Consider the following 21,415-nt stretch of genomic DNA (forward strand, 5'->3'; position numbering starts at 1 on the left):
CACCATTTCAATTTGATCACGTTGAGTAGAGTTATGTTTCGTAAGCATCAAAAATCACCTCAGAATTATTATTACTATTATTTTAAATGAAAAAAGACTGTAAACAAACTAGATTTTCGCTAGTTTGTCTACAGTCTGAGCATGATTCAACTAGAATCATGCTTTTTTTCTTTTTAGTCAGCTTTCTTCAGGAATACTAAGTGAATAATATCCGTATCATGACAAAATCCTACAAAATACACGTAATTCATACGTAATATAACAGCCAAATAATGTAACTTATAATACAATATCATTACAATTTGGTGATAAAACAGAAGAATAATCTGGTTTTATGGTAAATTAGTAAAGTGTAAAATTACTCACAATATGTCGACTTAGAACTATGTTTACATGTAAGAGGCTTCCTAAAGTTTCTTGTAGGTTAGAATTAGGGGGAAATATTAGTGTTCAAACGTTCTAATAGATTCATAGCTAGTGAATCGCCAAAAAAGAATTCTTTTTTTAGTAAAATAACTTTAGGTATAGCTGCGGCTACCTTTTCCTTAGGATTAACTAGTGCTTCTGCAGAAGAATCACTATCAACTGTCTACCATATCTACTTAGACGCAAAATATATGGGATCTGTGAATGACCAAAATCTTATAAGTACAGTGACTAAAACAAAAATAGAAACAGCATCAGAAACTTATAAAGATCTTAATTTATCTGTTGAAGATATCGAAATTATTCCTGAAAAGATGTTTCGCCCTGTTTATGATAATAATGAAACGGTAGTGAATTTAAACAAAGAGCTTGATGTTGTTGTTGAAGCTACTCAACTTATGATCAATGGTGAAGCAGTTGCTCATTTTAATAGTAGTGAAGAAGCTGAATCCGTTTTAAACAAATATAAACTTCTTTATCTATCAGAAGAAGAATTAAAGTCTCTTGAATTGCAAAAAATGGCACCAGTTGCAGTAAACTCTCTTCAAGAAGGACAGTCACGTTTATTAGACGTTACATTCACTGAAGAGGTTTCACTAGAGCCTCAAAAGGTTGCCCCAGATAAAGTGCTAACAGCAGAACAAGGCTTAAACTTGCTTAAAAAAGGTACTTTGTCAGAGAAGAAGTATAAAGTTAAGGATCATGATGTTTTAGGTGGAATTGCTAATCAGCATAATCTTTCTTTAGAAGAATTGTTAAAGTTAAATCCTGGTTTAAAGGAAGATTCACTAATTAAACCTGGTGAAGAATTAAATGTAACAATTTTAACTCCGTTTGTTAAAGTAAGTGCAAAGGAAGAGAGCTCTAAAAAAGAAGTAATTGCCTTTGAAACAGAGATAAAAGAAGATTCATCAATGCCTAAAGGAGAAAAGAAAACAACTCAAAAAGGTGTGAATGGTGAAAGACTAGTAAATTATATGATCTACAAGGAAAATGGAACAGAAGTAAAACGTGAAACAGTAAGTGAGCAAACATTAAAAGAGCCTGTCAAAGAGATTATTGTTAAAGGAACAAAGGTAATTCCTTCAAGAGGTACTGGAGACCTCTCTTGGCCAGCAGTTGGTGGTTATGTATCTAGCGGACTTGGTCAGCGTTGGGGCAAGCTACATAAAGGAATAGATATTGCAAGACCAAGTAATAAGACAATTAAAGCCGCAGATAATGGGAAAGTTGTTTCTGCAGGCTTTGACGGTGGTTATGGTAATAAAGTTGTGATTGATCATAATAACGGGATGAGAACTGTATATGCTCATCTTGAGTCCATTTCAGTTTCTGTTGGACAAGTTGTTTCACAAGGACAGAAGTTAGGTGTGATGGGCTCTACTGGTAACTCTACAGGTGTTCATTTGCATTTTGAAGTATATGAAAATGGTAATCTTAAGAATCCAATGGATTATTTATAAAGCTTACAAAGGGTCTGACAAGTCAAAATTGAGTCAGTCCCTTTTTTCAATTAGGTTATGTAAGAAATCTATGGATATTAAGGTTTTACTATTATCTATACCACTTTTAAAAACAAATCAAACCTATATTTAATTATTTGTTAGTGGTTATTGATAAAATTTTTTATAATACAACTATTGGAAATAAACGTTAAAAAGATGATTATCATTAGTGAACATGTTACATTTAACATAGTATATGTATGTCATGTAAAGGGGCGATAGCATTGGATAAGAAAATACTAGTTGTTGATGATGAAAAACCAATTGCAGATATATTACAATTTAATCTAAAAAAAGAAGGATACACAGTATTCTGTGCATATGATGGTCAGCAAGCATTAGATATGGTAGAAGAACATAAACCAGATCTATTATTATTAGATATTATGCTTCCAATCAAAGATGGGATGGAAGTATGTCGAGAGGTTAGAAAGAAGTTTGAAATGCCTATTATTATGCTAACAGCTAAGGATTCTGAAATTGATAAGGTGTTAGGTCTTGAACTAGGTGCTGATGACTATGTTACAAAGCCATTTAGTACAAGAGAATTATTAGCTCGTGTAAAGGCAAATTTAAGAAGACAACAAGCTATTGATACAAATGGCTCTAAAGGACAATCAAATGAAATCACAATAGGTTCACTCACAATTCATCCTGATGCTTATGTTGTTTCAAAGCGTGGAGAAACAATAGAGTTAACACATCGTGAATTTGAGCTACTACATTATCTTGCCCAGCATATTGGACAGGTGATGACGAGAGAGCACCTTCTTCAGACTGTTTGGGGATATGACTACTTTGGTGATGTACGCACAGTAGATGTTACGGTTAGAAGATTAAGGGAAAAAATCGAAGACAACCCAAGTCATCCTACATGGATTGTAACAAGACGTGGTGTTGGGTACTATTTACGTCATTCAGAACAGGATTAATAGTATGAAAAGAGTAAGCTTTTTTCGTTCTATCCATTTTAAATTTGTTATGGTCTATGTATTACTAATTATTCTGGCCATGCAAATTATCGGTATCTATTTTGTTCGTGAATTAGAAACATCGTTGAAAGCAAATTTTGAATCATCTCTCACTAATCGGGTCAACCTGTTTGTTTATAATATAGAACAAGAACTAGCACGAGATCCAAAGGAGTACTCTGATGGGAAGACACCAGAGAGTGAGATAACAGCGATTATTGATGATTTTGTAACAGACGAAATACTTGAAGTGAAAGTAATAGATAAAAATAAGACGGTTGTCGCTACATCAAGCACCAACAAAGATATTGTTGGTAAAAAAACAACCGAGGATCGACTTCTAAGGGCACTTCTTGGTCTGGATCATAGTAAACTATACCTTGATAAGGAAACAAGATCGCGTGTAGTTATTATGACGTTACCAGTGAACCAAAACCAAAATACCATTGGAGCAGTTTCTATTGCTGCTTCAATGGAAGAAGTTTTTGCACAGATGAGAATAATTAACAAGATATTGGCAACTGGAACAATCTTGTCACTTCTTATTACTGCAGCATTAGGGATATTTTTAGCAAGAACAATTACAAGACCAATGACTGATATGAAGAAGCAGGCAATGGAGCTCGCAAATGGTAACTTTTCAAGAAAAGTAAAGGTTTATGGTGAAGATGAAATAGGACAACTAGCATTAACGTTCAATTATTTAACAGAACGGTTAGAAGATGCCCAAGCAATGACTGAAGGTGAACGAAAAAAGTTAGCTTCTGTTATTGCACATATGACAGATGGGGTTATTGCAACTAATTCCACTGGACAAGTTATTTTAGTGAATAATCCTGCGTTAGAAATGCTTAATGTTTCACGTGGAACAATCAAAGATATTAATATTACAACATTATTAGGTCTAGATGATGAACACACATTTGAGAGCTTGGTTGATGCACAGGAATCCTTTACCCTAGATTTTAGTACAGCTGAAACACCATTTATTTTACGTGTAAATTTTTCAACGATTCAAAAGGAAATGGGTAAAATTGAAGGGTTAATTGCGATTTTATATGATATTACTGAGCAGGAGAAGATTGATCAAGAACGAAGAGAGTTTGTGGCTAATGTTTCCCATGAGCTACGTACACCTTTAACAACGATGAGAAGTTATTTAGAAGCTTTAGCAGATGGGGCATGGAAGGATGATGATTTAGCGCCACAGTTTTTAAATGTTACACAAACAGAAACTGAACGAATGATTCGTCTAGTAAATGACCTTCTACAGCTTTCAAAGCTTGATCGCACTGATTATCGCTTAAATAAAGAGTGGATTAACTTCACAATTTTTATTAATAAAATAATTGATCGTTTTGAAATGACGAAAACCCAGCATATATCGTTTAAAAGGAATATTCCAAAAGATGAGCTATATGTTGAAATTGATACTGATAAAATCACCCAGGTTTTAGATAATATTATTTCAAACGCTTTAAAGTACTCTCCAGAAGGTGGGAAAGTTACTTTTACAATTGATGTGCTAGCTGCTGAAATTCAGATTCGAGTGAAGGATGAGGGTGTGGGTATTCCTCAGGATAGCTTAAATAAGATTTTTGATCGCTTTTACCGAGTTGATAAAGCTAGAACAAGACAATTAGGTGGGACAGGCTTAGGGTTAGCTATTGCTAAGGAAATGGTTTATGCACATGGAGGAGATATTTGGGCTCAGAGTAAAGAGGGTCAAGGAACAACCGTATACTTTACACTGCCATATGACCCGAATCAAGAGGATGAGTGGGAATGAATAAAGAATCTATTAAAAGTGCAATTTTAATTGTATTAGTATGTATTAGTTTGTTTTTGACGTGGAATATGTGGAGCCTCCAACCATATCTACAGGAAGTTCAAGATGATACATTTTTTGATAGCATCCCAATAAGTAGTGAAAAACGTGAGTTATTTGAGGTGATTCAACCTCAACAGCTTTTCATTCATACAAAAGATAATCACTATAGTACATTAGATAACAGCTTGCTCGAAGGTTTGTGGATGGAAATGCAAGATTGGGAGTATACAAGCAGTGACCAAAGAATTTCACAAACCTTTACAGAGCAAAAATTTAATAATTGGGTTCATGGACTAGAAGAAGCTAAAATTGAATTGCGATTTTTTGATCAAATTCCAGTTGAGACAATTCAATCATTTTTTAATTGGGACACTGATAAAAATGAATCAATAAATTTTGATCGTATCTTTTTAAATGTTCCGAAAGAGAATGAAACCCAAAAAGTTTATTTTGTCGCTTCTGATGAGATGAAAATGGTTGAAACATCAGTTAACTTAGCTACTGCAAATCAATATGTTTCAAATCTCTTTAACCAAAGAGAAGAGCTACCTGCATATTTTGCTTTCTATTCAAATGATGGAAGTGAATTCATGCTGCCTGTCAATGAAGTGAAATTAAATAGCGTTCAATATGTGACAAATGAAATTAGCGCAGAGAAATTTAAAAATGCATTATTTAGTAATCCTCGAATAGTAAAGCAGGATGTAAACCTTTCAAAAAATCGCTATACAGATGGAACTAGAGAGTTAAACATATATCCTAATCAGCATTTAGTTAGGTATGTAAACCCAATTCCATTTGATACAAATGCAATAGAACCTAATCACCTAATAGATCAGAGTGTTAGCTATATCAATGATCATGGTGGTTGGACTGATGATTACGTATTATTTAATATTGATGAGTTCAGTCAGAAAATCACATATATTATGTCATTAGATTCAATTCCTGTAATCAATTCGGTTGATGAACCATATGGACCAACAATGATTTCACAAAGATGGGGACAAAATGAAATTGCAATCTATGATCGACCTTTATATCAGCTTAATAAATCAATAGCTAGTCAACCTCAACCAACTACTTTAATGTCTGGAAAAAGAGTTGAGGAATTATTAGTTGATAGTGCAAACTTTAATGACTTAGATATTAAAAATATTTTTGTAGCATATGAATTAGGTGGCTCTGTAGAGCAAAGCTATGCTAATTTAACTCCTGCTTGGTGTATTGAGCTAAAAGATGGTAGACTTTTGAAAATTCAAGATACAAAGCAAGCAGTTGGGGGGGATGATAATGGAGTGGAATAAAACAAAAACCATTTTTATCCTTGCATTTCTGATTCTTGACATCTTTTTAGCCATTGAGTTTTATGAATTACAATATAAAACAGATTATGAAATTATGAAAGAAGCAACAATTGAAGAAAAGTTAGCTGTTGAAAATATAACTTATAAAAAGAAATTGCCTGAGGTTGAAGGAAAAAGCTTTTATATAACGGCAAAAAGTAAGGAATTCACATTAGAGGAATTACCGAAGAATCAAACATTAGTCTTAAGTAGTAGCAGCAGCTCATTTCGCTCACTAAATATGAAGTTTGATAATCCTTTGCCAATACCTGAAACAAATTTAGAGAATAGAATCAATCAGATTTTAAAGGATCATATTCTTTATGGTGATAAGTATCAATACTGGTACACAGATGAAGTATCAAAAAACATCATCTGCATTCAAAGATATGGTGGGCGTAATATCTTCCAATCGAAGGATGATCATATTGGAATGGTTATTTTCCAGGTTGAAAAGAATCAAATTGTTGGCTATGAGCAGTCTCTCCTTGAGGATATTAAAGAGGTAGAGGAAAAAGAGTCAGCAGTACCAGCTTTAAAGGCAATCGAGGCTCTATATAATAAGAATTTCTTAACTGCTAACAGTGAAGTGAAAAATATTCAATATGGATATTACACTCATATTCCATTAACAAATCAACAAATTCTAGCACCAACATGGCATATCACTGTTGAAACTGATACAGAAGAGACAAAGGATTTTTACGTTAATGCCTTAGAGGGCGACGTTTTACAATCTACGCAGTAGGGAAAAAGAGGAGTGACCAAATATGAGCTTGCAGTTTAGTGTACTAGCAAGCGGTAGTACGGGGAATGCAATATTTGTAGAAACAGAAAATCAATCATTTTTAGTTGATGCAGGTCTTAGTGGTAAGCAAATGCAAAGCTTATTTGAGCAGATTGGACGAGACATAAGCAAGCTTTCAGGTATATTTGTGACTCATGAGCATAGTGACCATATTAAAGGTCTTGGTGTCTTAGCGAGAAGATTTAAGCTACCGATCTATGCGAATGAAAAAACCTGGAAAGCAATGGATGGTCTAGTTGGAGAAATTGCAACAGAGCAAAAGTTTGTGTTTCAAACAGGAACAGTAAAGTCTTTCACATCACTTGATATTGAATCGTTTGGCGTATCACATGATGCGGCTGAGCCGATGTTTTACGTTTTTCATCATGGTGGAAAAAAACTAGCGCTAATCACTGATACTGGTTATGTAAGTGACAAAATGAAGGGGATCATTCAAAATGCTGATGCCTTCGTTTTTGAAAGTAATCATGATGTTTCAATGCTTCAAATGGGACATTATCCGTGGAGTATTAAACGTCGTATCTTAAGTGATGTTGGACATGTATCCAATGAAGATGCGGCAATTGCCATGATGGATGTAATCGGAGACTCAACTAAGAGAATTTATCTAGCTCATTTAAGTAAAGATAATAATATGAAGGATTTAGCACGAATGTCTGTAGAGCAAACTCTTGCAAGCAAGGGCTTTATAACAGGAGAGCGATTTGAATTATATGACACAGATCCAACAACCCCAACACCGCTTGTTGCAATATAAACTTTTGTTTAATGAAGGTAACAGAATAAACAAATAAAAATTATGTGAAATCATCATCTTTATGGTTAATTTTCATTGTACAAGAGAATAATGTTGATTAGATATAACACTATTCACACGAGCTATGGAAAGGAATGGTGAACATAATGGGCTATTATGACCAAGATTATGAAAATTATAATGCGAAACGTCAAAAAGGAAATCGCGGAGGATGGTTTTTAGCAGGTTTAGTTGGTGCTGTTTTAGGCGGATTACTCATGCTATTTGCTTTCCCAGCGTTTTCGAACTTCCTCCCATATGATATGAATTTAGGTGGCGAGGATGACCAGCAGCAAGAAGGAACCGCTGAATCAACAGGTCCTGTGAAAAATGTTGCAGTAAATGTGAACACTGCTATTACCGGTATTGTTGATGATGTATCTGAAGCAGTTGTTGGTGTAGTAAATTTACAGGAAGCCGGATTTTGGAATGAAACAGGTGAAGCAGGAACTGGCTCAGGAGTGATTTATAAACAAGAAGGTGAAAATGCCTTTGTTGTCACGAATCACCATGTAATAGCTGATGCTTCACAGGTTGAAATAAGCTTAAGTGATGGCACAAGAGTTCCAGCTGAAATACTTGGTAGTGATGTTTTAACAGATTTAGCTGTTTTAAGAGTTGATAGTGAGAAAATCACGAAGGTTGCGCAATTTGGTGACTCAGACAAGGTAAAACCAGGTGAGCCAGTGATTGCAATCGGTAATCCCTTAGGTCTTCAATTTTCAGGATCAGTAACACAAGGTATTATTTCAGGAACTGAAAGAGCAATTCCAATCGATGAAAACGGAGATGGCTTGGTTGATTGGAATGCAGAGGTACTACAAACAGATGCTGCTATAAACCCTGGTAATAGCGGTGGAGCACTCATTAATATGGATGGTAAGGTAATAGGTATCAATTCAATGAAAATAGCTCAAGCGGCTGTTGAAGGGATTGGCCTATCAATACCAGCTAATCATGCTATTCCAATCATTGAGGATCTTGAAAATTATAGTGAAGTAAGACGTCCTTATATGGGAATTGGGATGAGATCATTAAACGAAGTATCAAGCTATCATAAGCAACAAACATTAAAGCTACCAGAAGATACAAATAACGGAGTAATCGTTATGAGTGTCGCACCAATATCACCAGCAGCACAAGCAGGTTTACAAGAGTTTGATGTGATAACAGAATTTGCTGGTGAAGAAATAAAGGATATTATTGATTTACGTAAAATTCTTTATACAAAAAATGTTGGTGATACGGTAGAATTTAATTTCTATCGAAATGGTGAAAAGCAAAAAGGTAAGATGAAATTAGGAGAAGAAGATATGTTAGGGGGCTAATACTTAGCTCTCTCTTTTTTATGAATTTGGTTGTGGATAAGTATAAAATAAGAAATAGGTTTGATAAATAAGGTAATATCCACATGTGGATAAGGAGGAATTTGAATTATGTATTGCTGTGAAGATCATATAGATTTAGCGATAGATATGTTTGTAGATGAAAATGAAATAGCTCCCATCATTGAAAAAGTGGATGAAAATAATAAGTTATCCACAATTTGTGGGTTGTGCAAGAACCCAGCCGTATATATAGTTGGTAGCTGATTTATTTTCTCGATTGTGGATAAGTAGTGAACGATTGTGGATAAGAATTTTGATGGCGTTTTAATGAAATGGAGCAAATAAAGAGATGAATATTTCAATTATCACAATAGGAAAGCTGAAAGAAAAATATCTAAAGCAAGGCATTGATGAATACCTAAAAAGATTATCAGCATACGCAAAATTAGACATCATCGAATTACCAGACGAAAAAGCACCAGAAAACCTAAGTGAGACCGAAATGGAAATTGTTAAGGAAAAAGAAGGCGAACGTATCTTAAGTAAAATAAGTGATGACACTCATGTCATTGCACTAGCAATAGAAGGAAAAATGAAAACATCAGAACAACTAGCAAAAGAGATCGATCAGCTAGCTACATATGGAAAGAGTAAAATAGCATTTATTATCGGAGGATCATTGGGATTGAGTCAACAGGTGATGAAAAGGGCGAATGATACGTTGTCATTTTCTAAGATGACCTTTCCCCATCAGTTGATGAGGTTGATATTGTTGGAGCAGATTTATCGGGCGTTTCGGATTAATCGGGGGGAACCGTATCACAAGTAAATGAGACTTTTAAATAAGATATCTAGTCAACTAATAATATTCATAATAAAGAGCCTGATCCAATATAGATCAGGCTCTATTATTATTCCTCTAAATCAATGATAAACGGTTCAGTATATAACTCGTTCTGTGCATAGTCGGTTATATAAAACTGATAAACATAAGCCCCAGTTGGAACCTCCACGTCTTCAAGAATGAGTTCGTTTTCAACTGTGAAGGGGTCACCCTCCATAAGTCCTTTTTCATCGGTTTCTTCGTTTGTATATTCAAAAAGGGGAATAATTTCATCTCCTGGCTCAATGGATATGAGGTTTTTATCTGGCATATTCGTGTCGGGAAGTAAGCCTCTCCATGCTCCGTGAATCTTATAATATCCGCCTGCTTCATTGCTGTCATCCCAAAACCAAGATGCGATAATGTTAACGTCTTCTCCATTTAAGACTACGGGTATGGAATAACGGTTGTATGCGTCTGTTTCTTCCTTAACATTCAGGGAAACAAGTTGACCATTTAAGCCAGTCCAATAACCTGTGAAATTGTCTTTGACAGTTCCAGTGTTTGGATCGTAAATAACGTTATTATCCATCCCTAGATGAAGAATTTCTGTTTCATCTTCATCAATATAGTATCCTAACGTACTATAAATATGTTCAATGTTTTCGTACTCATTTTCGCTAATTTGAACGGTGAACACATCATCTTCTCCTGCTGATATTTCTTTGATGTTAATAGTGTCAGTTTCACTACTTGAGACAGATGTATATTCTTGAATAAAATCTCCGTAATCATCTGAAAAGTCAAATTCGAAATAGGCTGATAGATTTTCAGAAAAATTCTGTTTATCTTTGTAAGGAAAATAAATAGATAGACCTTCACCATATTGACGTGTTTCTCCATTTATTTTATAAACAACCGCTTCTTTTATTGCTGATAAAAGAAGGTCGGCTTCAGGATATTCATTCGTCAGATTTCTAGCAAAATGCCCTAAATCAAATAAGTCTGAATATCCTTCATTGGTACTACCTCCACCGTAACTTTCTGCTTTACTAAGACTTCCGGATATCATATTTCGATCAGAAGGAGTTTGTAAGTCAGGAATTGCTTCTTGCATGAGGCCATCAAGTGCTTTCAAAACGTCCTTCACTTTTGATAAATCAGTTACTGATAATGTAACAGTAGCATCTGTATCTTGCTCTTCTGCTTGCTTGTAAAATCCGTCGGCAATGACTCTTCCAAGGGCAGCTCCATCCATAGAAGGATTGTGAGTTAATTCGTCTAATATAGCAGTATAATTCCAACCATGCCCAGGTTCTAATTCTTCAGAAGCCACTAAATATTTCCCAAAAGGACTAACGGTGTGCGCAACTTCTAATGAGGCCATAAGACATGCATCAAAACCAATGACTTCAAATATAACACCTGTTTGGTCATAAGCATCTTGTAGAGCCGTATGTAGTTCCTTTAAGGTTAAATTGTCTAAGTCGTTTACTTCATCCACACCATATCCGCCAAGAGGTCCTCCACCGTGGTTCCAAAGATCCAGTACATATTTTTCTGCCGGGAAATTATGAATCGTCCAAACGATAAAATCTGTTAAGGTCTCAGGGTTTCCTATATTTTGATTTCCAATGTCCGCCAAGTTGGTTAAATGGTCTTTTTCCACTTGCCATACTTGATTTTGAGTGGGATCAATATCCTCGTTCAACCATTGCTTTGTTCCTCCGGTTTGAACAATCACGTTCAAATTAGTACGTGAGCCTATTTTCATCATCTCATCTAAATCAGAAGAACCAGCACCATACATTTCATTGGTTTCTTTATCAACTGTGCTTTCTAAATCTGTGCCATTTAAAAACACCATAAATGTGTAGTCCGCTTGTTCAGTTCTAATTGGATCACTGCTTATGTCTAATGTTTTTTCTACCTTACCTTTATCCTGTTCGTCTTGTATGACCGTTGTAACCTCTTCATCTGTACAGCCTACCAAAACTAATACAAATAGAATGCTAGTCCATATCCAACCAATATTTAATCTATCCCAACACATTTTGTCCACCCGCTTATGTTTTATATGAAACAAGAAGATTTTATCACTTTTTCATCCAAGTAAGTGAAGTATTTTGTCATATTATTAGTATTTTGAAGAGCGATGAAAAGTATGATGATCTATAGTGAAAAGAGGTAATTGCAAAATATTATACAGATGGAAATCCACAAAATATTGTATCTGTACTTGAAAGACCAATTAAGATGACCAACTTTGAATTATTTAGACAGATTGCAAGAGAATCATTTCATTTACCTGAAGGAATGTATGGTCAGGTTGTTTTTGTGAGAGGCGTAGGTTGTCCACCACATGCTGAATTCACCCAATAAACAACACTTAATAAGTAAAATCGAAAAACAAAATGGAGATGTTCTCTATGAAAAGATTCATAACAACGGAAATAGAAGTATAACCATGATTATTTTATAAGTGGAGATAAGTACCTTGATTCATTCTATGAAAAAGAGAAGTGGAACTAAGGAAACTTCAATAAAGGGTTCTTTTGTAGAGGCATGGGAGGAAGTCCAGGTTGAAGAACTGCCAGAAGAGGTCAAAAAAGATTAGATATAAATTAGGTGTCTGGGAGCTTATACCTGCTAGTAAATCAAGACAGCGTTTTCCAATGCTTTTTTCCTGAAATATCACGTCAAACTTTACTACTAGTATAATAAGTAGAAGATAATGGTAGAAATTTAGATTTGAAAAGAGATTTTCCTCTAAATGATCCTTTTTCAGACCAGGTTGTATATTAGTGTAAATGTCTTGGATAGATTGACTTAGGAAATGTCAAAATTGAGCTTTATATTATCTATAGTTGGTGAACGATTGTGGAATTGTTTTATCGTTATCTTAAAGGTCAAGGGTTGTTTTTCACTTTCTCTCGAAAATTATTGCATTGCTTGAACATACTTTTCTAATAAATGTAAAACTAATTCTTGTGAACAACATTCAAGTTAAATGAACTTAGTTGAATGCTAAGTTCATTTTTTAGTTTATTCTAATACTATTTTGTCATAGATACCTTCAGTATGTGTGAGATGCTATTTTAGGCAAATCGATAATAAATTTCATATGAAAATATACTTAACTATCATGATGGAATCACAAATTCAAGAGAAAATAGGAGTGGTTTGGGAGTTTATAAAATAATAGTGGAAATGATACATTGGCATTATTCTATATAACTGGAATATAAAGTAAGATGAGCGGGGTAGAACTGATAATATTGGCAGTTTTTATCCTATACCCGTCAAGTAAGATGAAAAAAGAGCTGCTAGTGAATGTAGCAAACATGTGTGCAATGAGATTTTATCATGTGTAAAAATGGAGGGATTTGTAATGGCGAAAGTGACTGTTGGAAACGAAAATGGAAATGCAATCGAACTTCATTATGAGGATGTTGGTTCAGGCAAACCAGTAGTGTTGATTCATGGTTGGCCGCTGAGCGGAAGATCTTGGGAAAAGCAAGTGCCAGCATTGGTAGAAGATGGACACAGAGTGATTACGTATGATCGTCGTGGTTTCGGACAGTCTTCCCAGCCTTGGAACGGTTATGATTATGATACATTCGCAGCTGATTTGCATAAGTTGATTCTGCATTTGGATATCAATGATGTGACACTCGTTGGCTTCTCGATGGGCGGAGGTGAGGTTGCACGGTATATTGGTACTTACGGAACAGAACGAATGTCAAAAGCAGTACTTGCAGGGGCGGTTCCGCCTTACTTGTACAAATCTGCGGATAACCCAGACGGAGGGCTTGACGATGCAACAATTAAAGGGTTTCAAGATGGAGTAAAGGGAGATAGGTTGGCGTTCTTGGATGCATTTACAACTACGTTTTTTACCTCTGGGGAAAGAACCGATCTTGTCAGCGATGAATTCCGCTTGTATAATCGCGACATTGCTGCATTTGCATCGCCAAAAGGTACACTTGATTGCATTTCGGCATTCAGCTATACGGATTTCCGTGGGGATTTGGAAAAATTCAACGTTCCGACACTCATTCTTCATGGTGACTCCGATGCAATCGTACCGGTTGAAATCAGTGGACAGAAGGCACATGAGCAAATTGCCGACAGTCAACTTGTAGTCATTGAAGGCGGGCCGCATGGATTTAATGCCACACATGCTAGTGAATTCAATGAAGCTTTATTGCGGTTTTTGAAAGCTTGATTTGTATAAGAAACATTTTCTTATAAAGGTCAGTTCTGAAAACGAGTAGGAAACAAATTAATAATGAGAGGGTGAATGAATGATAATCACAGATGTTCTGAACAAACAAATTGGCAACTGGAATGTTATGTATGTGAAATTGCATAATTACCATTGGTATGTCAAAGGTGAACAATTTTTCACTTTACATAACAAATTTGAAGAACTTTACCAAGAAGCTGCTGAACATATTGATGGATTGGCTGAGCGCCTACTTGCTTTAGGAGGGAAGCCAGTTGCAACCATGTCAGGTTGCCTTGAAATAGCCTCTGTTTTAGAAGCTGAAGGAGAGGAATCGGCAACAAGTATGGTGCAAACCATTTCAACAGACTTTGCTCAAATTATTTCAGAGCTGAAACATGGTATGGAAACGGCAGAGTCGATAAACGATGAAACAACTGGCGATATGCTGTTGGCGATTCATTCCAGCCTGGAGAAACATGTGTGGATGTTAAATGCTTACTTGGGGAAGTAATAGTTTGCTTGTAATGAAAACTCAAATTATTCATGAAATAGATTATCTTCCTAGTTAAACCACAAAATAAGTCAGCATTTTGGCTCGTTTTGAGGTTATCTTGTTAGTTTTTGCTTCTCTATAATATCTAGAAGCAGTTAGTTGGTTGTCATTCTTAATCCTACAAATGCCAAGAAACACCCTTTTTAGTGCAGCTTTTTATGAAGACATAAGACTCCAATATAATGCTAGAGTTATTTTGTTTTATCCGAAATGAATGATGATATGATGAAAAAGCCTAGCACTTTATAAATGTGCAAGGCTTTCCTTTTATTGAGCTTTATGATGAAATGGACACTCTCCCTGAACTGGCTCTGCATCATCTCCAATGAAAAATTGCTTCCATTCATTGTGGTCAGGGTCTCCAAAGTGAGAGATATCGGGATGTGTCGGGAGGTTATCCCATTTTTCTACTCGTTCTCTCACTTTTTCACGAGACATGATTCCACCTTTTTGTGTTCCTTCAAGTCCTTCAAAAATCTTTCGTGGTTGAAAACCAAGGATAAGGCTGTTACCTAGATCACGTGTTTTTCGTTGTTTGTATGCAGGTGCATTTCCAAATACAAAGATTGGTTCTCCGCCAAAGTGAAAGTCCCATAAGTAATGATCCGGATCTTTAGGCGTATCGTCTGGCCAGTTCTGTTTATCGTTTTCATGTAAGCTTTGTAAGATGTCCCAAAACCTTTTACGATAATGCTCAAGATCATCCTTCTCTTCTTCAGGTTCGACAAAGACAAACAGTCCATGACGTATGTATGGAGGTTCGTTAAAAAGCGTTAGAAATTCCCCAACAGCTTTTGGTAGGTTAGACCAATCCTCTTGCGTGATATAGGCGTAACGAAGCTCACCCTTCATCTCTGCTTTCATTCCAAAATAACAGGGAAATGTTTTCTCCGTTACAATTTGATGAAAGGTATTGTATTCATGTATAACCCATTCAGGAACAATAGCTGGGTTTGTCATATCATCCTTTGTTAACAGTACTTTATTGGTTTCCTGCATGTCATTTCTCCTTATACTAGTTCTTTCTCAATAGTTACCCAATAATGTATAGTGTCAAACTAGTTGAAAGCCTACTAGAAGGAAAGGGCTTGCAGTTGAAATATCCCGAAAGATATCTTTTAGAAACAATTTATCTTTTTACATAGTGTTTATATTTTATAATTCTGAGTTAAAATAGAATATCACAGGTTAATTGTGCATGATAAACACACAACAATGATATAATAAAGAAAATAATTTATATTGGAGACTATATGTTAACATTTGAAGAGAAACTAGCAATAATTGAATCATTCCCTGAACTTGAAAGAAAAGATGTTTCATTAAGACGAGTGAATTTTCATTATAATGATAGTTCATATGACCATAAAAACGTTGTTTATCACTTACATCCTAATGGAAATGGTTTTGTGTATGCTGGGAAAATGACGGGATATGAAACAAACGATAAAGGTATGGTCAATGTTCGTGATTTTACGGAGAAGGACTTACGTGAGATTATTAGGAATTCTATCCATTCACTAACCTCTAAGAAAACAGAGGATTCTGATGAACCGACAGATGAAGTGTGGATGAATGATAATACTGTTACACTTACCGTGATACAAGAAGAGGATCTTTGGAATGTATATTCAGAAGATGGTGGACTTGATGGTACGTTTAATACGTATAAGGAAGCAACGAACTATCTTGAGACTGAAGGATTTTCTCGTATTTAAATAGTAAAGCAAAGAAGAGAAGTCGATTTTTGACTTCTCCTTATTTATGTTATCTCCAAATTTTTACAGCTTCTTGTAATAAGATTGTGGCTGATTTAATTGTTGGATACGGTCAGAGTCCTAGTAATGAAATTAGATAAAATAAAGACGTATAGTTGAGGAATCGGAGTAGATGAGAAATTGATCAAGGTAATGACGATATTTGGAACAAGGCCTGAAGCTATAAAGATGGCACCATTAGTGCAAGAATTGGAAAAGACAGCAAATATCCAGTCAATAGTTACAGTGACTGGACAGCATCGAGATATGTTGGATCATGTGTTAAAGGTATTTGAAATTGTTCCGGACTATGATTTAAATATCATGAAGGTAAATCAGTCACTGGCTGATATTACAACAGCAGTTATTCAAGGGCTAGATAGTGCTATAAAGGAAATTAAGCCAGATCTAGTATTGCTTCATGGTGATACAACTACTACTTTAGCAGGGGGGCTTGCTGCCTTTTATAACAAAGTTAAAATTGGACATGTAGAGGCGGGTCTCCGAACGAACGATAAATATTCTCCTTTTCCTGAAGAAATGAACAGGCAGTTAACTGGAGTACTAGCGGATCTCCACTTTGCACCAACTGAGCAAGCAAAGCAAAATCTATTGAATGAAGGTAAAGATGAGAAATCTATCTTTGTCACGGGTAATACAGCTATAGATGCATTAAAAACAACAATTCAGCAGGATTACTATCATGAAATTTTTGAAAAGTTAAATAATGATAAGATCATACTTTTAACTGTGCATAGACGTGAAAATATTGGTGAGCCTATGAGAAATATATTTATGGCAGTAAAAAGAATTATTGAGGAATTTAAAAACATTCAAGTTGTTTATCCTGTCCATTTGAATCCTAAGGTAAGAGAGATAGCAGATGAAATGCTACAAGGAAATAACCGGATTCATTTAATTGAACCATTAGATGTAATTGATTTCCATAATATTGCAGCGCGTTCTCATATTATCCTGACAGATTCAGGGGGAATTCAGGAGGAGGCACCTTCTTTGGGGAAACCTGTCTTTGTGCTGAGAAATATGACAGAAAGACCAGAAGGAGTAACAGCTGGTACGTTGAAGCTTGTAGGAACGCAGGAAGAAGATATATATAGGTTTACCAAGGAGTTATTAGATGATGATGATAAGTATAATAAAATGGCTACTATTCGAAATCCTTATGGTGATGGAGATGCATCTAAGCGGATTGTAGAAGTGATCTTGAAGCAAATATAGTATCTTAATATTGTGTGAACTATGAGTAAAATGTGAATTAAAGAAAGAGGCTGGGACATAAGTATTTAAGTTAATGAAAAACCCGAATTATTAGGTGATATATCAATTAATCATTCACCTAATAGTTCGGGTTTTTATTTGCTGTCATCAATAGATTTTTTGATTTTGCATACTAATTCTAAGAACTAGTGGAATGGAGCGGAAGACACTCGACTCCTACGGGAATTGAGGAAAGGCTGAGACCCCGCAGGTATGCCGAGGAGGCTCAGCTTCCTCCCCGTGGAAAGCGAGTGTCTGCAGCGCAATGGAACGAACTTGTTTCTTTCAGCTTAATGAATTTAGATTTATTCGTCTTTTTGTATGACTTCTTTACTTATGTCCCAGCCTTCTTTTTCGTATTGCTAAGAAAATTTACTATATAAGGATCTATCCTTTTTCTGTTCAATCTGAAAATAACAAACGAACTACGTTGGATAGAGGTTTCATAAAAAAATCTTATAGTCATTATTAATAAGTTAATGATATAATTTCGATTATATATTTTTCGGAAATATTTGACTTTGAGCTAGATGAAAAATTGAAATTATATAACAAATAATGAAAACTAGGGGATTGAAATGCTTGAAAAGAAGAAACAGGAGACTAATTTTATTCATTGTGATGTTCCTATTTCTGCTAACATCACTCTCAATATATATAACTACTTTTACGGGTAAAAACATATTTCCCAACTCTAATAAACGGCATGCCATGCTCAGGCTCGAAGACGTGGGACCTGGTGGGGAATATAATAGTTTAGAAGCTTTAGGGAAGTTAAAAGCAGTTATACAATATATTGAGTCAGAAAATATAGCCTTTCATATAGCTGTTATTCCAAGAAGGATGGACCTTAGCGAGGAAGGAACTTGGAATGAAAGAGGAATTGATGATCCAGATCCAGATAGTGTTAGTAGGTCATTTATTAAACTGCTAAAAGAAGTGCAACAGCAGGGTGGTATTTTAGGCATGCATGGATATAGCCATCAGTATGGTGACTCTGCTATGGAAGGGAACAATCAGAATTCAGGAATTGGTTCTGAATTTAAGGTTAATGGCGCTCCAGAAACAAAAGCAGTATCCTATGCAGCCGAGCGGATAACAAATAGCCTAGAAGCCTTTGCTAAAATTGATTTACAGCCGTCCTTTTGGGAGTCTCCTCACTACCAAGATACACGTGAACAGGAAAGGGTTTTTCGCTCTTTTATTGGGATTTTGTATCAGCCTGATTACTACTCATTACGCTCTTTTAAAGATATAAATGCTTATGACACAATTAACAGCTATGGTCAGGAAAGTCTCGGATCATTCTATGTGCCTGCACCTTTGGGGTACATCAGTGACCAGAAATCTGTTAATAAAATGCTATCAAAAATCGAAAAAAGTGATGATTTAGCTTCATTATACTATCACCCATTTATGGAATTTCCTTATTTGGAGAAAGAGGTATTAGCAGATGGAAAGCCCAAAATTGAGGATGGATTACCGGTTTACAAATATAAGGAAAACGGTGAAAGTTCATATCTTCACCAATTAGTAGATGGCTTTAAGCAAGAAGGATACCAATGGATGACATTGCATGATATTATCCCGTTTACTCCGGCTCATCGTGTAAAAATACCGCTTAATGTAAAGGCCGAACAAATCATGATAGGGAATGTAAAGGGGCATGGGGATGCTGATATTGTTGTACGAGAGAAACATCGTATCGTATTAATACCAGGAACTTATACACTTCCACGCAATCGTCCTCAGAAGGCAACTGAGATATGGCTAAAGGAATCATTTTCTTCTGAAGAACAAGTCATGCTTGCTGATCTCAATAACGATGGAAAACAAGATTTACTGGCGTATAACCAAAAGAAAGGGGATTTTCGGGCTAGCTGGGCTGGAGATGAAAGGTTTCTTAATCCTACAATGCTTGGTAAATTACCGCCGAATCTAGATTCCTTAAAACCTTTTCAATCGCAAAACGGGAATGGATTAATAGCTTATGGTGATGGGCAAATTATTTACATTTATTATAGTGATAATCACTTGAATACAGAGAGGATAAATAGTTCTTTTCCAGTAAACAAAGGTCTCTATTTAGGAAAGTCTCAAGGCTCCACCCAAAGTGAATATCTTTACGTATCATCTGATAACCAGAATGTTTTTAGCATACAGAATTTAGGCAATCGTTTAACAACACCGCAAAAGATTAAGGGAGTTTCGTTAAATGATGAGGATCAGCTACTCACGGGAGATTGGAATGGAGATGGAACGACTGATTTAATTATATATACAGCAGAAACAGGAGTTTGGAAAGGATATGTGAACGGAGGTGAAAATCAATATGATCCATTGAAAAACTCCTTTGGTCCATGGGCACAGGGAGAGGGCAGAATTGGGTTTGCTGCTGATTTTGATGGGAATGGAAAGACAGATGTTGCATCTTTTGATGAAGTTAAGAATGTTTTGGATATTGCACTATCATATCAAACACCGTAAGTGTGAAAGGAAGAAATCATGCAACACTTTTTCATTATAATTTCAAATATATTTCAGGTCGTTATTTTTTCGGTGAGTTTTTACCAGATTATTATTAGTTTGGCTGGTTTTAAGAAAAACAAAAAGGTTATGAAAGAGCATCATCCACAAAAGTCTTTTGCAATACTCGTTGCAGCACATAATGAAGAAAAGGTCATTGCCCCTCTCTTAGAGAATCTTACTAAGCTGCATTATCCAAAGGATTTATATGAAGTTTTTGTTATCTGTGATAACTGCACAGACAGTACTGTGAAGATTGCAAATATGCATAATGTTCACGTGATGGAGAGGATAGACCCACTCCGAAAAGGAAAGGGTTTTGCTATGGAATGGATGCTAGAAAAGCTATGGCAGGGAAAACGTGAGTTTGATGCTATTGTTGTATTTGATGCAGACAATCTAGTTAGTAAAAATTACTTAAGTGAAATGAATAATAAGCTGATGGATGGTCATCAAGTGATTCAAGGTTATATAGAAACTAAAAACCCTTATGATTCATGGGTTTCCCTTTCTTACGCCATCACATACTGGTATATTAATCGGATGTGGCAGCAAGCAAGGCATAACTGGGGGATGGCAAGTACGTTAGCTGGCACAGGAATGTGTTTTGATGCAAGATTACTCAAGGAGATTGGCTGGAACGCAACATCACTTACAGAAGATGTAGAATTTACAGCACGCTGCCTTGGTAATGGCATCTATCCTACTTGGGCAAATAATGCAATTGTCTATGATGAAAAGCCTGTTACACTTATAAGTTCTGTAAGACAGAGATTACGCTGGATGCGCGGACACACTGATTGTGCCAGAAGATATATGAAGCCTCTTTTGATAAAATCTATTCAAACACGAAGTTTTACACAATTTGATGCAGCAATGTATTTATTTCAGCCCATTAGATTTTTATTTGTAGCAGCAGTTTGGGTAATGTCCTATTTGCAACTGGCTACTCCTTTATACAGCCAATTCGAATTGTTAAAAGTGGTTCCAGATTGGGGATGGATTGCGTTGAATGTTGCATTGTTTCTACAGTTTCCGATAGTCATGATGATGGAGAGAAAACCTTTAAAGGCCTATCTAGGACTGGTACTATTTCCTGTCTTCCAATTCACCTGGTTTCCGATCACTCTTTTTGGTTTGTTTACAAGTAATAATAAAAATTGGAACCATACGATTCATAGTCGCTCAATCCGAATTGAAGATTTGAATGGATAAATAATATATTGTTTAGTTAAA

General features: G+C 35.5%; 18 protein-coding genes. 16 read left to right on the forward strand and 2 right to left on the reverse strand.

The genetic code is table 11. The features are described 5' to 3' along the window. The first annotated feature begins 446 nt into the window (after positions 1 to 446). The 9 genes from JOC75_RS15235 to rlmH all read left to right on the forward strand — a co-directional run bounded on the left by JOC75_RS15235 (position 447) and on the right by rlmH (position 9,840). Positions 447 to 1,889, forward strand: a complete 1,443-nt coding sequence (locus JOC75_RS15235) for a peptidoglycan DD-metalloendopeptidase family protein (RefSeq protein ID WP_338036595.1) — start codon at positions 447 to 449, stop codon at positions 1,887 to 1,889. A 266-nt stretch (positions 1,890 to 2,155) separates the two neighbouring features. Beyond that, positions 2,156 to 2,863 carry a response regulator YycF gene (gene yycF / locus JOC75_RS15240; RefSeq protein ID WP_204954875.1) on the forward strand — a complete coding sequence of 236 codons (708 nt, stop codon included), beginning with the start codon at positions 2,156 to 2,158 and terminating at the stop codon, positions 2,861 to 2,863. A gap of 4 nt (positions 2,864 to 2,867) precedes the next feature. Continuing rightward, the gene (gene walK / locus JOC75_RS15245; protein WP_204954876.1) at positions 2,868 to 4,691 is read left to right on the forward strand and encodes a cell wall metabolism sensor histidine kinase WalK; all 1,824 of its coding nucleotides are present in this window, start codon (positions 2,868 to 2,870) and stop codon (positions 4,689 to 4,691) included. Next, positions 4,688 to 6,040, forward strand: a complete 1,353-nt coding sequence (locus tag JOC75_RS15250; RefSeq protein ID WP_204954877.1) for a YycH family regulatory protein — start codon at positions 4,688 to 4,690, stop codon at positions 6,038 to 6,040. The genes walK and JOC75_RS15250 overlap by 4 nt, the downstream gene beginning before the upstream one ends. Further along, complete coding sequence (locus tag JOC75_RS15255) at positions 6,027 to 6,827, forward strand: two-component system regulatory protein YycI (RefSeq protein WP_204954878.1); 801 nt, start codon at positions 6,027 to 6,029, stop codon at positions 6,825 to 6,827. Before JOC75_RS15250 ends, JOC75_RS15255 begins: the two co-directional genes overlap by 14 nt. A gap of 22 nt (positions 6,828 to 6,849) precedes the next feature. After that, entirely contained in the window at positions 6,850 to 7,644 is a 795-nt protein-coding gene (locus JOC75_RS15260) for an MBL fold metallo-hydrolase (protein WP_204954879.1), read from the forward strand. 146 nt (positions 7,645 to 7,790) lie between these two features. Next, entirely contained in the window at positions 7,791 to 9,011 is a 1,221-nt protein-coding gene (locus JOC75_RS15265; RefSeq protein WP_204954880.1) for a S1C family serine protease, read from the forward strand. Positions 9,012 to 9,119: 108 nt separating this feature from the next. Further along, positions 9,120 to 9,275: a CxxH/CxxC protein gene (locus JOC75_RS15270; RefSeq protein WP_204954881.1), complete on the forward strand. Its 156-nt coding sequence runs from the start codon at positions 9,120 to 9,122 to the stop codon at positions 9,273 to 9,275. An 85-nt stretch (positions 9,276 to 9,360) separates the two neighbouring features. Next, entirely contained in the window at positions 9,361 to 9,840 is a 480-nt protein-coding gene (rlmH, locus tag JOC75_RS15275) for a 23S rRNA (pseudouridine(1915)-N(3))-methyltransferase RlmH (RefSeq protein WP_204954882.1), read from the forward strand. Between the two features lie 82 nt (positions 9,841 to 9,922). On the opposite strand, the gene JOC75_RS15280 is transcribed toward rlmH, so the two are convergent. After that, complete coding sequence (locus JOC75_RS15280; RefSeq protein ID WP_204954883.1) at positions 9,923 to 11,887, reverse strand: clostripain-related cysteine peptidase; 1,965 nt, start codon at positions 11,885 to 11,887, stop codon at positions 9,923 to 9,925. A 203-nt stretch (positions 11,888 to 12,090) separates the two neighbouring features. On the opposite strand from JOC75_RS15280, the gene JOC75_RS24275 reads away from it, so the two are divergent. The 3 genes from JOC75_RS24275 to JOC75_RS15290 all read left to right on the forward strand — a co-directional run bounded on the left by JOC75_RS24275 (position 12,091) and on the right by JOC75_RS15290 (position 14,576). Continuing rightward, positions 12,091 to 12,216: a hypothetical protein gene (locus JOC75_RS24275; RefSeq protein ID WP_275580333.1), complete on the forward strand. Its 126-nt coding sequence runs from the start codon at positions 12,091 to 12,093 to the stop codon at positions 12,214 to 12,216. Between the two features lie 1,009 nt (positions 12,217 to 13,225). Continuing rightward, on the forward strand, positions 13,226 to 14,062 hold the full coding sequence (locus JOC75_RS15285) for an alpha/beta fold hydrolase (protein WP_204954884.1): 837 nt from the start codon (positions 13,226 to 13,228) through the stop codon (positions 14,060 to 14,062). Between the two features lie 79 nt (positions 14,063 to 14,141). Continuing rightward, positions 14,142 to 14,576, forward strand: a complete 435-nt coding sequence (locus tag JOC75_RS15290; RefSeq protein WP_204954885.1) for a Dps family protein — start codon at positions 14,142 to 14,144, stop codon at positions 14,574 to 14,576. 309 nt (positions 14,577 to 14,885) lie between these two features. Here the strand turns inward: JOC75_RS15290 and JOC75_RS15295 are convergent, their stop codons facing one another. Then, positions 14,886 to 15,617: a YqcI/YcgG family protein gene (locus JOC75_RS15295; RefSeq protein WP_204954886.1), complete on the reverse strand. Its 732-nt coding sequence runs from the start codon at positions 15,615 to 15,617 to the stop codon at positions 14,886 to 14,888. 254 nt (positions 15,618 to 15,871) lie between these two features. Between JOC75_RS15295 and JOC75_RS15300 the strand changes: the two genes are divergently transcribed. The 4 genes from JOC75_RS15300 (at position 15,872) to JOC75_RS15315 (ending at position 21,394) form a co-directional block, all read left to right on the forward strand. Further along, positions 15,872 to 16,336 (forward strand): hypothetical protein, encoded by a 465-nt coding sequence (locus JOC75_RS15300; RefSeq protein WP_204954887.1) that lies wholly within the window; start codon positions 15,872 to 15,874, stop codon positions 16,334 to 16,336. Between the two features lie 192 nt (positions 16,337 to 16,528). Beyond that, positions 16,529 to 17,614: a non-hydrolyzing UDP-N-acetylglucosamine 2-epimerase gene (gene wecB / locus JOC75_RS15305; protein ID WP_275580337.1), complete on the forward strand. Its 1,086-nt coding sequence runs from the start codon at positions 16,529 to 16,531 to the stop codon at positions 17,612 to 17,614. Between the two features lie 750 nt (positions 17,615 to 18,364). Beyond that, positions 18,365 to 20,140, forward strand: a complete 1,776-nt coding sequence (locus tag JOC75_RS15310) for a DUF2334 domain-containing protein (RefSeq protein WP_204954889.1) — start codon at positions 18,365 to 18,367, stop codon at positions 20,138 to 20,140. Positions 20,141 to 20,158: 18 nt separating this feature from the next. Continuing rightward, the gene (locus JOC75_RS15315; RefSeq protein WP_204954890.1) at positions 20,159 to 21,394 is read left to right on the forward strand and encodes a glycosyltransferase family 2 protein; all 1,236 of its coding nucleotides are present in this window, start codon (positions 20,159 to 20,161) and stop codon (positions 21,392 to 21,394) included. The last annotated feature ends 21 nt before the right edge of the window (positions 21,395 to 21,415 follow it).

Source organism: Metabacillus crassostreae (genome assembly GCF_016908395.1).
Lineage (GTDB): Bacteria > Bacillota > Bacilli > Bacillales > Bacillaceae > Metabacillus > Metabacillus crassostreae.

Excerpts from the sequence above, each read along its gene's own strand:
- walK (WP_204954876.1), top strand. The coding sequence starts at position 2,868 with ATGAAAAGAGTAAGCTTTTTTCGTTCTATCCATTTTAAATTTGTTATG.
- JOC75_RS15250 (WP_204954877.1), top strand. The coding sequence starts at position 4,688 with ATGAATAAAGAATCTATTAAAAGTGCAATTTTAATTGTATTAGTATGT.
- JOC75_RS15255 (WP_204954878.1), top strand. The coding sequence starts at position 6,027 with ATGGAGTGGAATAAAACAAAAACCATTTTTATCCTTGCATTTCTGATT.
- JOC75_RS15260 (WP_204954879.1), top strand. The coding sequence starts at position 6,850 with ATGAGCTTGCAGTTTAGTGTACTAGCAAGCGGTAGTACGGGGAATGCA.
- JOC75_RS15265 (WP_204954880.1), top strand. The coding sequence starts at position 7,791 with ATGGGCTATTATGACCAAGATTATGAAAATTATAATGCGAAACGTCAA.
- JOC75_RS15270 (WP_204954881.1), top strand. The coding sequence starts at position 9,120 with ATGTATTGCTGTGAAGATCATATAGATTTAGCGATAGATATGTTTGTA.
- rlmH (WP_204954882.1), top strand. The coding sequence starts at position 9,361 with ATGAATATTTCAATTATCACAATAGGAAAGCTGAAAGAAAAATATCTA.
- JOC75_RS15280 (WP_204954883.1), bottom strand. The coding sequence starts at position 11,887 with ATGTGTTGGGATAGATTAAATATTGGTTGGATATGGACTAGCATTCTA.
- JOC75_RS24275 (WP_275580333.1), top strand. The coding sequence starts at position 12,091 with ATGACCAACTTTGAATTATTTAGACAGATTGCAAGAGAATCATTTCAT.
- JOC75_RS15285 (WP_204954884.1), top strand. The coding sequence starts at position 13,226 with ATGGCGAAAGTGACTGTTGGAAACGAAAATGGAAATGCAATCGAACTT.
- JOC75_RS15290 (WP_204954885.1), top strand. The coding sequence starts at position 14,142 with ATGATAATCACAGATGTTCTGAACAAACAAATTGGCAACTGGAATGTT.
- JOC75_RS15295 (WP_204954886.1), bottom strand. The coding sequence starts at position 15,617 with ATGCAGGAAACCAATAAAGTACTGTTAACAAAGGATGATATGACAAAC.
- JOC75_RS15300 (WP_204954887.1), top strand. The coding sequence starts at position 15,872 with ATGTTAACATTTGAAGAGAAACTAGCAATAATTGAATCATTCCCTGAA.
- wecB (WP_275580337.1), top strand. The coding sequence starts at position 16,529 with ATGACGATATTTGGAACAAGGCCTGAAGCTATAAAGATGGCACCATTA.
- JOC75_RS15310 (WP_204954889.1), top strand. The coding sequence starts at position 18,365 with ATGCTCAGGCTCGAAGACGTGGGACCTGGTGGGGAATATAATAGTTTA.
- JOC75_RS15315 (WP_204954890.1), top strand. The coding sequence starts at position 20,159 with ATGCAACACTTTTTCATTATAATTTCAAATATATTTCAGGTCGTTATT.